The organism is Paenibacillus monticola, from assembly GCF_009664975.1.
Classification (GTDB): Bacteria; Bacillota; Bacilli; order Paenibacillales; family Paenibacillaceae; genus Paenibacillus_AQ; species Paenibacillus_AQ monticola.
This window is the reverse complement of sequence record NZ_WJXB01000001.1, coordinates 622,234-635,436: the sequence shown is the minus strand read 5'-3', so window position 1 is coordinate 635,436 and position 13,203 is coordinate 622,234. Positions and strand designations below refer to the sequence as shown.

Sequence of the window (13,203 nt, the reverse complement as noted above, 5' to 3'; positions counted from 1 at the left end):
GATACTCCTCCTAGTTTTGTTTACGCGGGATGGTTACGAACCGCGGCTTCTTAGACGCTTTAACAAAATATTAACTTTAGCATACTAGCAATAAACATTCTATTTAAATTTTTATGAAAAAAACTCTTTTTTACGTCATTTTCTATAAAAAAGAAAAACATTAGACAATAATTCATCTTTTTCAGAAAAAAATGCGGTACAAAACAAAACTTTCACTATTCAACCTGAGGTTAATTCTATAGAATAGTTATCAATCACGTTGTCTATCCCCAAGCTACAGCTTGATATATGACCTAGACCTTTGGAATATATTGCGGCTATGCCATCCTCCAGCGGTTGGTATGGGATTAAAGATGCATGCTACAGAAAAGGAGAGAATGATATGTTTAGTTTCAAGCATTCGATTAGTCGCAAGTTTACGCGTTTATTGTTTATCGTTCTGTTGCTCACGTCTCTTTTGTTAAGTGTAAGCTTCTACTTTATATCCATTAATACAATCAACAGTTATGTCATGCCACAAATCAACAAACTGCTGACTGCAGCCGGGCAAGATGTGTATAAGAATCTAAATGCCACCTATGCTCAGCAAACGCTTGGCAAGAGCGAGCAGGCTGCTACGAATCTTGAATTCTTTTTCCAAGAGAAACGAAAGCAGCATGCTGTGGAGACCATCTTCCTGATGGAACTTAAAGATGGCAAGGCCGTTAATCTGATTGCAGATCACGGTTCTAAGCTGAAAGTTGGAGAGAATCTTGAAGTATCGCCTGCAATGAAACAAGCCTCCAAAGGAAAAAGCGGACTTAGTGAAATCTATAGTGACAGTCATGGTGTACATAAAACAGCGTATGTTGGCATCCCCGGCAGCACGATGATTATCGGCGTAAGTAATGATGTAGGTTTTGTAAAAGATAAAATGAGCAGTATTCTCTGGACCAGTGCTGGAATTACACTAGTGGCCTTAATTATTGGTCTAAGCGGTGCGATGTTCATGAGCCGGAGAATTACACGTCCAATAACCCAGCTCGCGGCGTACAGCAACAAGTTGGCAGAAGGGGATTTCACACAAGAACTAACCATAAAAGGTACCGATGAAGTAGGACAGCTCTCCGAAAGCTTCCGGACGATGACCCTGCGGCTGAAGGAAATGATCAGCCAGGTTCTAGATACCTCAAGCACTGTAGTTGCAAATTCCAACGATTTGAAAGAACGTGTAATTATCATGAATGATATGGCAGAACGTTCATCCTCATCGGTTATAGAAATTGACAAGGGCAGCGTTGCGATCGCAAGCAGTGCGCTAGACAATTCAAGAGCGATGGATGAAATCAATCTGGGTATTCAGCATATTGCTTCCGCTGCTGGCGAGGTTACTGAGCAGATTGGCGAAGCTTCCGAAAAAGCCGTGGGTGGCAATGACATTGCCCAAATCGCAGTTGAGCAAATGCGCCAAGTTGAGCGAACTTCCAAGCAATCGCTGAAACAATTCAAGATTATGAATGAACGTTCTCTACAAATCGGTGAGGTTGTACAAGGTATTACTGAAATCACCAAACAAATTCAAATGCTGTCGCTTAATGCTTCGATTGAAGCGGCACGTGCCGGAGAGCATGGACGTGGCTTTGCGGTTGTAGCAGGAGAGGTTCGTAAGCTATCCGAACAATCCAAGAACTCTACTGAACAGATCCGCGACTTCCTACTGGGTTTGCAAGAAGATATGGAACGCTCTGTTACCGAGATCAACCATTTGAATTCTGAAGTTGCTTCTGGTGTAGGCAAGGTAGCAGAAGCAGGGGATGCCTTCAATCATCTGCTGATTCTCATTCAAAGCATCGATCACAGCATTCAATCTGTATCAGCAGCCACCCAACAAATCTCGGCAGGAACCGAAGAAGTTAGTGCTTCGGTTGAGGAAACCGCCCAAATTACCGCCAAGTCACAGGTTAGCGCGGATATGCTTACACAGAATTCCGAGCGTCAACGTGTAGAGCTCGAAGGTCATTCCCAGACGGTAGAGGATCTGCACGAACAGGCAGTGAAACTGCAGGAAGCCGTGCAGCAATTTAAAATTTAGCTTAACTGGATAAGCGTATTGCAATCAACAAGATGTAGTCCATACATGAAGAGAAGCAGCCTACACACGAAAGTGTTAGACTGCTTCTTTTTTTGGTGCTATCCGAGACCCACTCGTATGATTTGAATACTCGTTGCGGTAAGCCTTGGGCGAGAAAATTAAGTCCTGGACTGCCGATGTTTCATTGAGCTATCGTTTCTCATTAGTTTAACAATTCAACAAATCCCTGCCATTTCGGGGGAACAAGTGAGGGAACTGCGAACCGGGTCTGGGTTTACAATCAGGTTACCTCTGTCTACTCCAGATTGATTTGGGTTGCAAATTGATCTTTCCGTTTATATTGCAAACCTAAATTAAGCACTATGCTTTTGATCGGTGCATAGGCTGTACCCGCATAGGTGATTACTTGTTTATCCTTTAAATCCACGGTAGCTGTTTTTCCGTTTAAGGTGAGTTTCACCGCACCTGGCTCGACTTTAATCTCTGCACCGATCCCGGTAGCCAAATCCTTCAGCGAGCAATATACTAGCCCATTCTCTCCTTCAAAAGAAGACTGTTTGGAGTACTTAATCGGCTTTCCTTGATAACGGATCTCCAGTGGCCTTACGAAGGAAAAGTAATTGCTATTATCGGATGCATTAATGGCATATTCATCCTTAAAATCGTAAGCTTCCAAGAGATCCTTAGTAATAATTCCAGTAAGAATCTCTACGTTGACAGTTCGAATATAGACCGCGTTACTGGCAGCGTTCGGCTTATATTGAAGGACAGTATTAGACTGCCAGATGATGTCTTGAGGTGCCATTTTAAGATACGGTAGTTTAATAATCCGGACCACTTGTTGCTTGTTGATATCATAGATACGTAATTGCTCATTCTCGTATAGATGATTCGACTTCTCCTTATTATAGGCCGCTTCAAAGATAGCCAAATATTTATGATCGGGCGAAACCGTTACATCACGCACAAAAGTGTATCGTTCAGATATTTTCTTTATCTTGTCACCATCCGTACTAATAAGATAATCCCAGCCATCAATCCTTCTTTGTCCGAACACACGGTTATTGACCGTAATTTTCCATTGGTACTGCGACCAATCATATTTTATTTTCTTTATCTCTTTTATGGAATGGTTTTTGAGGATTTCATAATATTTTCCGCCCCTCATAAACACCACGTTATCATTAAATGAAATGCTCTCTTCCGATTGGAAGCAATTATTGCCGCGCTCACATAACAGGAGGTTTTTTTCAGTAATTAACCCTTCTTGACTGAAAGGAATAGTCGTAATATATGTATTTTTAGATAAAGAAAACAATTTCGTTGTTTTGGAAGCCTGATCGGAGAATTCATATAAATCATCTTTTAAAAACAATTCCCCTATACTCGTGCCTGAGTAAATATAATCCCAATAGTCCATTTCTTTGTATTTCTTTTTTGTTTTTATGTCGGTAACGTATGAATAAGTAATCGGAGGTAGCTTCTCTGTCGAAGTGGCTTCTTTTAATAAGCTTAACTTTTTAGTTGCATAATCAAACAAATACAGCCTCTCCCGATTAACCTTGTTTTCCCAGAGTGTAGTCCACTCATCTATCACCTTATCTTCATAAGATTGTCCATTATATAAGGCGTATCCCTTTACCCCCTCAGAGGAGTTAACCGTGTAGCTCTTGGCGCCACATTGAAAAATCACCTCTTGGGGTGAATCCTTCTTGATCTTCTCCGCTTCAGACCTGCTCTTCATTTGAAACCCCTGTGGCAGATTAAACGCCTGGTCTTCAAAAAGAAATACCTCTTCCTTTCGTTCTCCTGTGGAAAGCTCTATCGTGTTCACTCTTACTTTTGGCACAATCATAGTCGACCCTGTTTCACCAATAAAATCAAACTGAATACTCACTCGTTGATCTCCGGCTTCAACGTTATGCGCAAATGCCAAAGATCCCATGAACCAAAAAAAGACCATGAATGTTCCGATCTACAGCCACCTATGTTTAATCATGCGAACCACCTTTATTTGTTTGTTATTCTGATGTCTTCAGTTTGCCTGGATAATAGCGGTAGCAGTCTGCCTTTTACGCTGTCGTTCTCCGTTTAGCGTTATTCCAAGCGCTTTTGTTTAAATTAAGTAGCGAATTCATCAATAATTTCTACTACTTCAATTTTTCCGTTAATCAACAGCTCAGGAAGTTCGTTATTTATATTGCCTTTCCAATATTTTCTGGCTTGTTCGATTTTTCGGGAGAAAGGAATTCCATCTTCCTTTGGTAAAAGATTACCATCACCTTCAAAAATATTCCCAATAACCCGAAGTTTTACGATCTGCAAAACTTTTCGATAGTAAGAATCAAAAAGTTCTTTCCATTTCAGAGCGTCTTCATAGCTTTTCGCAGCATATAAGCAAGACAATCGTGAAGGATATTCAGGATATTCTTGCAGTCTAATCATTTCAACTATTACTTCTCTAATAGCCCTGATTGTTTGCCCCACATATTTAATAGCTACATCTGCATTCTCTTTATCCATCGTTAAGCCGTCATTTGTATAATGATCATGCAAAATTTGAATAAAGTCTTCACCTTTGGAATTCATCTGTTCCTTCTCAAAAAAGAAGTGATATAAGGTGTTTCTTTTATTTTTGTCAAAGCTAATTATCTGCCCAAGGTCCATTTTTTTCCTAGTGACAATGTGATAAACATACAATTCGCTTCCTTGCACAGACTGCCCCCTATTAACCATTGTTAATATATGTAAATCAGACATCTACCTGCATCATCCTGCCCGGGAGCTTAATGCCGTTCCCAGTCTACAACTTTATTTTCTTTTAACAATTGATATTCACAATGATGTTCCTTAATGTCTTGGAGCCCACAGCATAACGGATACGCCAATCACGCAGATTATGCCCCCAACCCAATCATAAATATCTGGCGCCTTTTTATCGACAAGCCAACCCCATAACACCGCAAGTACGATAAATACACCACCATAAGCTGCATACACTCTTCCGAAAGAAGGAAACTTCTGCAAGGTGGGAATAATACCGTAACCGATCAGAATCAAAGACCCCACCAAACCATACCAAAGCGGACGCGATTCTCTTAGCCATAACCAGACTAAGTACCCACCGCCAATCTCAGCAAGACCTGCAATAATAAACAGCAGAACCGCGACTGCCATTGAGATTCCTCATTCCTGTTTGGGCTAGCTTGATTCTTTAGATAAACCCATAATTTCATAGATAGCACTCATGTTCAAGCTCTCCCGCGCGGCAGCAGCCAGACGGTCGAACTCCTGCTCGCGAAGATCAGCCGCTGAAAAGGTCAGCTCTAGCGGCTCTAGTCCTTTGGCTACCCGTAATCCATCCAGCCAGGCTCTGCGCAGAACGTCGTTATGAAACAGACCATGCAGATAGGTCCCCCATATTTTTCCATCCAGCGTACCCCAGCCTTCCGACTGTATCGCCCCTTCCGGTTCGGTCAGATTGAACAGACTGCGCACCGAAGCCTCACCATGGTTCGTAGTTGTGCCCATATGAATCTCATAGCCGGCAACTGGGAGGTCTGATGCCATCTCCAAGAAGTTGCCATGCAGTTGAAGGGGATGATCCATGGCCAGTCCGCCATTAACACGCACCGTAGTCTTCTCCGGTAGAAACACAGTTGACAGCGGAAGATATCCCAGACCTGCAGTTTCTTTCGGTTCACTGCTCTCTACCGCATCTGGATCGAGCAGCTTGACCCCCAGCATTTGATAGCCACCGCAAATTCCGACCAGCTGATGCGCCCCATCCTTCAACGCAAGCGTAATCGCTGCTGGAAAACCTTGTTCTCTTAGATAAGCCAAATCGGCTGCCGTATTCTTCGTTCCCGGCAAAATAATAACGTCTGGCATCCCCAGCTCCTCTGCACGCGTCACATAACGCACGGAGGTATCGGGTTCATCGACCAGCGGATCAAAGTCTGTGAAGTTAGAAATTCGCGGGTAGCGGATCACGGCTATGTCTAGTTCTTTGTCTTTATCAGCACGATGTTGACCCGACGTTCCTTCTAGTACTACGGAATCCTCTGCTTCAATCCGAAGCTGTGGCAGAAAGGGCAGCACACCCAGCACAGGAATGCCCGTACGCTGTTCCAGCCAATCAAGTCCAGGCTGCAGCAAGGAGAGATCACCGCGGAATTTATTGATAATAAAGCCTTTGACACGGGCCCGTTCATGCGGTTCTAATAGCTCCAGTGTACCCACCAGAAAGGCGAATACGCCACCACGGTCAATATCGGCGACCAAAAGCACTGGGGCATCCGCCCAGCCGGCCAGATTCATATTCACAATATCCCGTGACTTTAGATTAATCTCGGCCGGGCTGCCCGCACCCTCCATCAGCACAACCTCGTAAGTTTCACGCAGCCGATCGAGTGCATCCATCACTGTACTTTTGGCTTCTGGCAAGAATTCCTCACGGTATTCCCGTGCACTCAGCGCCGCATGCGGTACTCCGTGCACAACGATTTGGGCAGTCATCTCACCTGAAGGCTTCAACAGAATGGGATTCATGTCCGTGGTAGCCGTTATGCCGAACGCTTCCGCCTGCATCCCCTGGGCACGACCGATTTCTTTGCCGTCAACAGTGACGTAGGAGTTCAGTGCCATATTTTGTGATTTAAAAGGAGATGCAAGGTATCCATCCTGGGTCATAATTCTACCCAGGGCAGCAGTAACCAAGCTTTTGCCCACATCGGAGGCCGTTCCTTGTATCATCAGTACAGCCGCAGGCTTTACCTTGGACTTGGCTGATGTTGCATCGTTATCTTCCATGTGTAACTCTCCTCGCTTTCTTCCTGCAGGTTGCTATAGAGATAGAGAAGAGTAAGTGACCCACTCTCCCCTAGCCCGATTCAATGGGCTATATTACATCAGGTTATGCTGAAGCAACACCAGCGCTAGCAGTAGCACGGTCTCCAGCAACTCGTTCAGCGCGCCGTAGATGTCGCCGGTGAGCCCGCCGATCCGGCTGCTCGCCCGGCGCGCAGCCCAGGTGCCGCAGGCCAGGGCAGCCACCGGCAGCAGCACAGCTGCCGCCAGATGCTGCGGCCATGCGGCCAAGCCTGCGCCGAGCGCTAGCGGCGCAGCGGCGGCGGCCAGCGAGAGCAGCGCCGCGAGCGCCAACGCGCGGCGCTCATGCATAAGGCCCAGGCCGGCGAAGTTCGCGGCCAGGCCTTCATCGCCGCGGGCGGTGGGCAGGCGAACCATCGCCCGCACCATGAACCAGCGGCTCCAGATCGGCGGCAGCAGCAGCAGCGGCAGCTCATAATACTGTCCGCCATCAAGCCATGCGGACAGCAAGGAGGCCTTCATCAGCAGCAACAACACGCAGGCCAGCACGCCCATGGCTCCTACACGGCTGTCCTTCATAATCTCTAACATCCGCTCCCGTGGCCGATAGCTGAGCAGCCCGTCGGCGCTGTCCATCCAGCCGTCGAGATGCAGCCCCCCGGTGAGTGCCACCCATAGAATGAGGGTGATTACGGCAGCTGGCATAGGCGGCAGCAGCAATATGGCAGCAGCAGCACCTGCCGCAACACTTCCCCCGATGGCTGCTCCTACCAGCGGATAATAAACAACACTGCGGCGCAGCAAGTCACGGGAGAAGCCTGGGTCGTTCTTTACTGGAAAACGCGACAGAAACTGAAAAGCGGAAGCGACCGCATCTCTGCGCGCGCTCATAACAGATACTCCCTACTCTTCAGCTCAATTGGAATACCAGCGGTAACCAGAAATACCTGAGCACAGTGCCGAGCCAAAAGCGCATTCATGCGCCCAGCCAAATCACGATACAGCCGCCCCAGTGCATACTCCGGCACAATACCGTCCCCTACTTCGTTCGTGACCATAACAAGGATTCCCTGAAAAGAGCGCACACTGTGCTCCAGTCTGGTAATTTCATGCTCAACGAGCACCTGTCTATCTTTAGCATCTTCAACAGAAAGCAACACATTGGACAGCCAAAGGGTCAGACAATCCACCAGTACCGTCTCCTTGCCGGAGTATCGTTCCAGCAGACCGGGTACATCCAGAGGTTCCTCGACCGTTGTCCAGGCTTCTCCCCCCATCGCGCGCTGGCGCTGGTGCAGGGCTATCCGTTCCTTCATCTCTTCATCAAAAGCTTGTCCGGTAGCTACATACAGCGCCCGCCCGGCCAGCGACAGGGTCAGCCTCTCGGCAAACCTGCTCTTCCCGCTGCGTGCGCCTCCCGTTACAAGAATGCTCATTTCTGTTCTGCTCCAGATACTCCTGCACTATCAAAAGTGGCCATCTCGCTCATAATGCGGCATACCGCTTCAATCAGATGTAGACTGAGCACTCCGCCAGTTCCTTCACCGAGTCGTAGTCCAAGATTCAGCAGCGGTTCAAGTCCAAGCCGCTCCAGCATTAACTTATGCCCCTGTTCTCCCGAGACATGGGAAGCAATCATATAAGCGGTCGATTCCGGTGCCAATGCCTTTGCCACAAGCGCTGCTGCTCCCGAGATAAAGCCATCAAGAATAATGGGTGTCCGGCTGGCTGCCGCACCAAGGATCAAGCCGGTCAGACCGGCAATTTCCAATCCGCCAACCTTGGACAGCACATCCAGTGCGTCCGCGGCTTCGGGCTGATTCACATTCAAAGCCCGTTCTACTACGGCTATCTTATGTAGCAGGCGTTCATCGGTAATACCGGTTCCTCGGCCTACAGCCGTCTCAGGGGATACATTACCCAGAACACAGAGAATTGCCGCACTTGCCGTGGTGTTGCCGATACCCATTTCACCAGTGACAAAAATCTCTGTCCCACTGCTCACCGCGTCTTGTGCTACCTTTACACCCACGAGGATTGCACGCAGCGCATCATCGCGGTTCATGGCCGGTCCCTGTGCCATATTATCTGTGCCTAGGCGTACTTTACGGTCAATCAGATCCGGATGAGTGAGGTCCCCGTTAATCCCAATATCCACAAACTTCACCTCTGCGCCAGCTTGACGAGCCAGTACATTTACTGCCGCTCCACCGCTGAGGAAATTGTGGGCCATCTGCAGCGTAACCTCTTGCGGAAAAGCACTGATGCCTTCGCTGCAAACGCCATGGTCAGCAGCCATTACTACCACCATGCGTTTCGTGTAGCTTGGCTGCGGCGTTACGGAAATACCAGCCAGCCGTACAGCAAGTGCCTCCAGCTGCCCAAGGCTGCCTGGCGGCTTGGTCAGGTTGTTCAGGCGGAGCACAGCCTGCAGTGTCGCTTGTTCATCGGGTGGGGCAATTACTCCTGTTACTTCTTCAATCGCTGAAATCATAAGTATATCCTCCTGTTTCATGCCTAAGTATTTGTCTATTCCAAAGATAAAAGAAAAAGCCCCATCTCGAAAGAGCGGGGCCTCCCAACTGCTGCGGCCAAAGGCCAATTATATAGCATATCCCTATTTCTTCCTTTAAGGATTATAGGTGAAAACCAGTAATCTTACAATTACATTTTTACCTTCATGAACCCTTCCATGCGCTCCAGCGCCTCGGTCAGCTTCTGGATTGAAGCCGCGTAGGAGACGCGGATGTACCCCTCACCGCCCGCACCGAAGACATGGCCAGGCACGGCAGCAACCCCCGCTTCATGTAGCAACTGCAAGGCGAACCGCTCTGAATTCAACCCGGTATGCGCGATTGAAGGAAAGGCATAAAACGCACCGTGCGGCTCATGACAAGGCAATCCGATGCTGCGAAGTCCGGCAATAAGCAGCCCTCTGCGCTGATCAAAACATTCCTTCATGACATCCTTATCTGGAAGTCCGTTCCGCAAGGACTCTATAGCAGCGATCTGCCCGAGCACGGGTGCGCACATGGCCGTATATTGATGGATTTTCAGCATAGCCGCCAGCAGTTCCCGGTTGCCGCAGGCATAACCCACTCTCCAGCCGGTCATGGCAAACGCTTTGGAGAAGCCGCTGATCACAATCGTCCGCTCCTTCATCCCGGGAAGCGAAGCAATACTTGTGTGCTTTCCGTTATAAGTAAGCTCGGCGTAGATTTCATCTGAAATGACGATTAAATTATGAGCTTTGGCAATGTCCGCGATTGGCAGCCAGTCCTCATAGGTCATCACCGCCCCTGTCGGATTATTCGGAAAGTTCACCATCAGCAGCTTGGAGCGAGGAGTAATAACCTTCTGCAAAGCCTCTGCAGTAAGCTTGAAGCCCTGCTCTGCCGCTGCTTCAACCTCCACGATCACTCCACCATTCAAATGGGCCATCGGAGAATAGGCAATATAGCTGGGTGAAGGAATAATCACCTCGTCGCCTGACGCGATGAATGCCCGCAGTGCCAGATCCAGCGCTTCGCTGCTCCCCACCGTTACAATAACCTCATCAGCAGGCTCATAATAGAGATTGAAGCTATTATGCAGATAAACCGCGATTTCTTCTCTTAACTCCGGCAGTCCAGCATTCGGTGTATATCTCGTTTCCCCTCTGTTCAACGCGCCAATACATGCCGCTCTGACATGCTCCGGTGTGGCGAAATCGGGTTCTCCTACTCCGAGAGAAATGATATCATTATTGCCTGCGCTAAGCTCAAAAAAAGCCCGTATTCCTGAAGGGGGAATATCTCTTACCCGTGGGGAAATATGTTCACTTAGCATAAACGTATCCCCCTTTTTCCTTACTCCGCTCTTCCAATGAACACATGATAATTCTGTCCAGCAAACTGCTGAAGCTTAACCCTGCGACTTGCGCACTTTTGGGCAGAAGACTGGTCATCGTCATCCCGGGCAGGGTATTCACTTCCAGCACATAAGGAATGCCGTCACTGAGCAGCATATCAATCCGCGCGTAGACAGAACATTTCAGCGTATGGTAGGAGGTGAAGGCCGCAGCACGCACCCGCTCATCTACCTCAGGGGATAATTTAATTACCTGCTCCACGGCTCCACCATCCTTATATTTGGCACTATAATCGAACCACTCGGCTTGTGCCGAAGTGATCCCAAGGATAGGCAGCAGCTCTCCGTTCAGAATGGAGCAGGTGATTTCCTGGCCTTGAATGTAACGTTCGATCAGAATCGACTGATCATAGTCAAAAGCCTTCTGCACAGCGCTCAGCAGATCCTGCCCACCGCTCACCTTTTCCATTCCGATGCTTGAACCGCCTGAGCATGGCTTCACCATAACCGGATAGCCCAGCTGTTCCACAGCCTCCGGCGAGAATTCCTCCATGCTGCTCCAACACAACCAGTCGGGTGTCTGTACACCTTCGCTCTGCAACAGTTTTTTGGAAAGATGCTTATCCATGCACAGGCTGCTGGACAGTACTCCAGACCCTGTATATGGAATCCCCAGCGTTTCCAATGTCCCCTGAACGGTACCGTCCTCGCCATACGTTCCGTGCAACGCCAGTAGCGCAAGGTCTATGCCTTTAACTTCATCAATTAGCTCCTCGCGCTTCGTTAACACGATCGGAGTGATTTCATATTTGGCCGGATCTAAATGATTCAGCATTTCTCTGCCTGTGTTCAGCGACACCTCAGCTTCGGATGAAACGCCGCCCATAATTACGCCTACCTTCATCATCATCCGCACCCCTTCATCCCATTAGTTGCCGTGCCGTCCTGCCTATAATCTCAATCCCCTTGCGGATATCCTCATCCGCTACTCTGGAGAAACCCAGCCGCAGCGTATGCTGACCTTTGCCATCTGTGAAGAAGATATCTCCCGCTGTAAAAATAACCCCCTGCGCAAGACAGGCAGTAAGCAGCACTCTGGTATTAAAGCCCTCCGGAAACGTTACAAAAAGATGCAATCCTCCGTCCCCCGACAACGTCGTATACGGAATATAATCCTTACAGCATTGCAGGGTTAGCTCGTATTTCCGTTTATATTCCGCTTTGGCTTTTTTTAAATATTTCTCCAGATTGCCGTTGTATAGATATTGGTAAAGGATGGACTGATCCAGCGTTGAGGTATGAATGCTGCGCGCCCTTTTGATGCTTTCCAGATAATAGATCAGCTCCTGATCCGCCAGCACCCAGCCCACCCGCAATCCCGGAAAAAGCACCTTGGAAAAGCTCCCGAGATAAACGACACTATTGCCGGCACCCGCCGTTGCGATTAATGGCGCCACATGCGACCCTGAATACCGCAATTCCTCGTTGAATCCATCCTCTATGACCGGTATCTTATAGTTGGCCATCAGCTTCATCAGGCCCTGTCTTTTCTCAGGAGACATCACGATCCCGGTGGGATTATGATAAGAAGGGACAAGATAAGCACAATCGAAGGAGCCTTCCGATAAAGCCTGCTCCAGATTTCCCAGATGGATTCCATCCCGCTCCATAGCAATTCCCGTAATATCAAAGCCATGCAGCTTGAGGTTCTTAATCGCCGTATGATGCGTTGGATTCTCGCAGATCACCGAGCTGTTCCCCGTGCTTAAGGCAGATAATACGATATCAAAACCTTCTGTAAACCCGTTCGTAATCAGAATATCCTTGCCCTTCATATCCACGCCCTTGTGCTCCATATACTGCCGCAAATAATCTATTAATGGCTTATACCCCTTGGCGTAGCCGTAATTCAGCAGAACGTTTCCCTCCACGGACATGCGGTCCATAAAAGCCCGTTTCACATTATCGAGATCAAACAGGCTCTCATCTGGAGCAATACTGGTAAAAGAGATCGTTCCCTTCGCCGCGCGTATTCCGCGTTTCATGATATCCAGCTCTTCCGCCAGTCGGGCATGCCCGTTCATGCGTGCTTTCCAATCCATGCTCCAAGAGGAGTCCGCCGCATTGACCGAAGCGTTAGCTTCTAGTGCAACATAGCTCCCTTGCCCCTGCACCGTATAAGCGAAGCCGTCATCCTCAAGCCCTGTGTAGGCGGCAATGATGGAATTGCGGCTAACTTTTAGCAATATGCTGAGCTCCCGTGTGGAGGGCAGCTTTTGCCCACCCTGCAGGGCACCCTTTATAATTAAACGTTTCATGTAATCTTTCACTTGAATATATACCGGACGTCCGGCTATAAGCTCGAAATCCTTAAACATCCTGCAATCGCCCCCATAGCTATCATGGCACAGACGTCTGCATAACAAAAGAACCACAGCCCCGGATTATTTATC

At 48.2% G+C, this 13,203-nt stretch carries 11 protein-coding genes and 1 riboswitch; of the genes, 1 reads left to right on the top strand and 10 read right to left on the bottom strand.

All coding sequences use genetic code 11. The features are described from left to right. Positions 1 to 4: 4 nt before the first annotated feature. Positions 5 to 50: riboswitch (PreQ1 riboswitch) on the bottom strand. 332 nt (positions 51 to 382) lie between these two features. Then, the gene (locus tag GJB61_RS02570) at positions 383 to 2,071 is read left to right on the top strand and encodes a methyl-accepting chemotaxis protein (protein WP_154116800.1); all 1,689 of its coding nucleotides are present in this window, start codon (positions 383 to 385) and stop codon (positions 2,069 to 2,071) included. 295 nt (positions 2,072 to 2,366) lie between these two features. On the opposite strand, the gene GJB61_RS02565 is transcribed toward GJB61_RS02570, so the two are convergent. The 10 genes from GJB61_RS02565 to GJB61_RS02520 form a co-directional block, all read right to left on the bottom strand. Then, positions 2,367 to 4,016 carry a hypothetical protein gene (locus GJB61_RS02565; protein ID WP_229521418.1) on the bottom strand — a complete coding sequence of 550 codons (1,650 nt, stop codon included), beginning with the start codon at positions 4,014 to 4,016 and terminating at the stop codon, positions 2,367 to 2,369. A gap of 176 nt (positions 4,017 to 4,192) precedes the next feature. After that, entirely contained in the window at positions 4,193 to 4,831 is a 639-nt protein-coding gene (locus tag GJB61_RS02560) for a DUF2441 domain-containing protein (RefSeq protein ID WP_229521417.1), read from the bottom strand. Between the two features lie 90 nt (positions 4,832 to 4,921). Then, on the bottom strand, positions 4,922 to 5,248 hold the full coding sequence (locus GJB61_RS02555; protein WP_154116797.1) for a YnfA family protein: 327 nt from the start codon (positions 5,246 to 5,248) through the stop codon (positions 4,922 to 4,924). Between the two features lie 24 nt (positions 5,249 to 5,272). Continuing rightward, complete coding sequence (locus GJB61_RS02550; protein WP_154116795.1) at positions 5,273 to 6,883, bottom strand: cobyric acid synthase; 1,611 nt, start codon at positions 6,881 to 6,883, stop codon at positions 5,273 to 5,275. 93 nt (positions 6,884 to 6,976) lie between these two features. Next, positions 6,977 to 7,792, bottom strand: coding sequence for an adenosylcobinamide-GDP ribazoletransferase (cobS, locus tag GJB61_RS02545; RefSeq protein ID WP_154116793.1), 816 nt, complete (start codon positions 7,790 to 7,792; stop codon positions 6,977 to 6,979). Then, a complete protein-coding gene (cobU, locus tag GJB61_RS02540) occupies positions 7,789 to 8,337 on the bottom strand; it encodes a bifunctional adenosylcobinamide kinase/adenosylcobinamide-phosphate guanylyltransferase (RefSeq protein ID WP_154116791.1) in 549 nt (182 codons plus the stop codon). Before cobU ends, cobS begins: the two co-directional genes overlap by 4 nt. Then, positions 8,334 to 9,395, bottom strand: a complete 1,062-nt coding sequence (gene cobT / locus GJB61_RS02535; protein WP_154116787.1) for a nicotinate-nucleotide--dimethylbenzimidazole phosphoribosyltransferase — start codon at positions 9,393 to 9,395, stop codon at positions 8,334 to 8,336. Before cobT ends, cobU begins: the two co-directional genes overlap by 4 nt. Before the next feature lie 170 nt (positions 9,396 to 9,565). Beyond that, on the bottom strand, positions 9,566 to 10,729 hold the full coding sequence (locus tag GJB61_RS02530; protein ID WP_154116786.1) for an aminotransferase class I/II-fold pyridoxal phosphate-dependent enzyme: 1,164 nt from the start codon (positions 10,727 to 10,729) through the stop codon (positions 9,566 to 9,568). After that, positions 10,719 to 11,654: a D-alanine--D-alanine ligase gene (locus GJB61_RS02525; protein WP_154117287.1), complete on the bottom strand. Its 936-nt coding sequence runs from the start codon at positions 11,652 to 11,654 to the stop codon at positions 10,719 to 10,721. The genes GJB61_RS02530 and GJB61_RS02525 overlap by 11 nt, the downstream gene beginning before the upstream one ends. Positions 11,655 to 11,670: 16 nt before the next feature. Beyond that, complete coding sequence (locus tag GJB61_RS02520) at positions 11,671 to 13,128, bottom strand: aminotransferase-like domain-containing protein (RefSeq protein WP_154116785.1); 1,458 nt, start codon at positions 13,126 to 13,128, stop codon at positions 11,671 to 11,673. Positions 13,129 to 13,203 lie beyond the last annotated feature (75 nt).

Bases quoted from the DNA above. Each gene is read 5' to 3' on its own strand.
- GJB61_RS02570 (WP_154116800.1), top strand. From the start codon at position 383: ATGTTTAGTTTCAAGCATTCGATTAGTCGCAAGTTTACGCGTTTATTG.
- GJB61_RS02565 (WP_229521418.1), bottom strand. From the start codon at position 4,016: ATGGGATCTTTGGCATTTGCGCATAACGTTGAAGCCGGAGATCAACGA.
- GJB61_RS02560 (WP_229521417.1), bottom strand. From the start codon at position 4,831: ATGTCTGATTTACATATATTAACAATGGTTAATAGGGGGCAGTCTGTG.
- GJB61_RS02555 (WP_154116797.1), bottom strand. From the start codon at position 5,248: ATGGCAGTCGCGGTTCTGCTGTTTATTATTGCAGGTCTTGCTGAGATT.
- GJB61_RS02550 (WP_154116795.1), bottom strand. From the start codon at position 6,883: ATGGAAGATAACGATGCAACATCAGCCAAGTCCAAGGTAAAGCCTGCG.
- cobS (WP_154116793.1), bottom strand. From the start codon at position 7,792: ATGAGCGCGCGCAGAGATGCGGTCGCTTCCGCTTTTCAGTTTCTGTCG.
- cobU (WP_154116791.1), bottom strand. From the start codon at position 8,337: ATGAGCATTCTTGTAACGGGAGGCGCACGCAGCGGGAAGAGCAGGTTT.
- cobT (WP_154116787.1), bottom strand. From the start codon at position 9,395: ATGATTTCAGCGATTGAAGAAGTAACAGGAGTAATTGCCCCACCCGAT.
- GJB61_RS02530 (WP_154116786.1), bottom strand. From the start codon at position 10,729: ATGCTAAGTGAACATATTTCCCCACGGGTAAGAGATATTCCCCCTTCA.
- GJB61_RS02525 (WP_154117287.1), bottom strand. From the start codon at position 11,654: ATGAAGGTAGGCGTAATTATGGGCGGCGTTTCATCCGAAGCTGAGGTG.
- GJB61_RS02520 (WP_154116785.1), bottom strand. From the start codon at position 13,128: ATGTTTAAGGATTTCGAGCTTATAGCCGGACGTCCGGTATATATTCAA.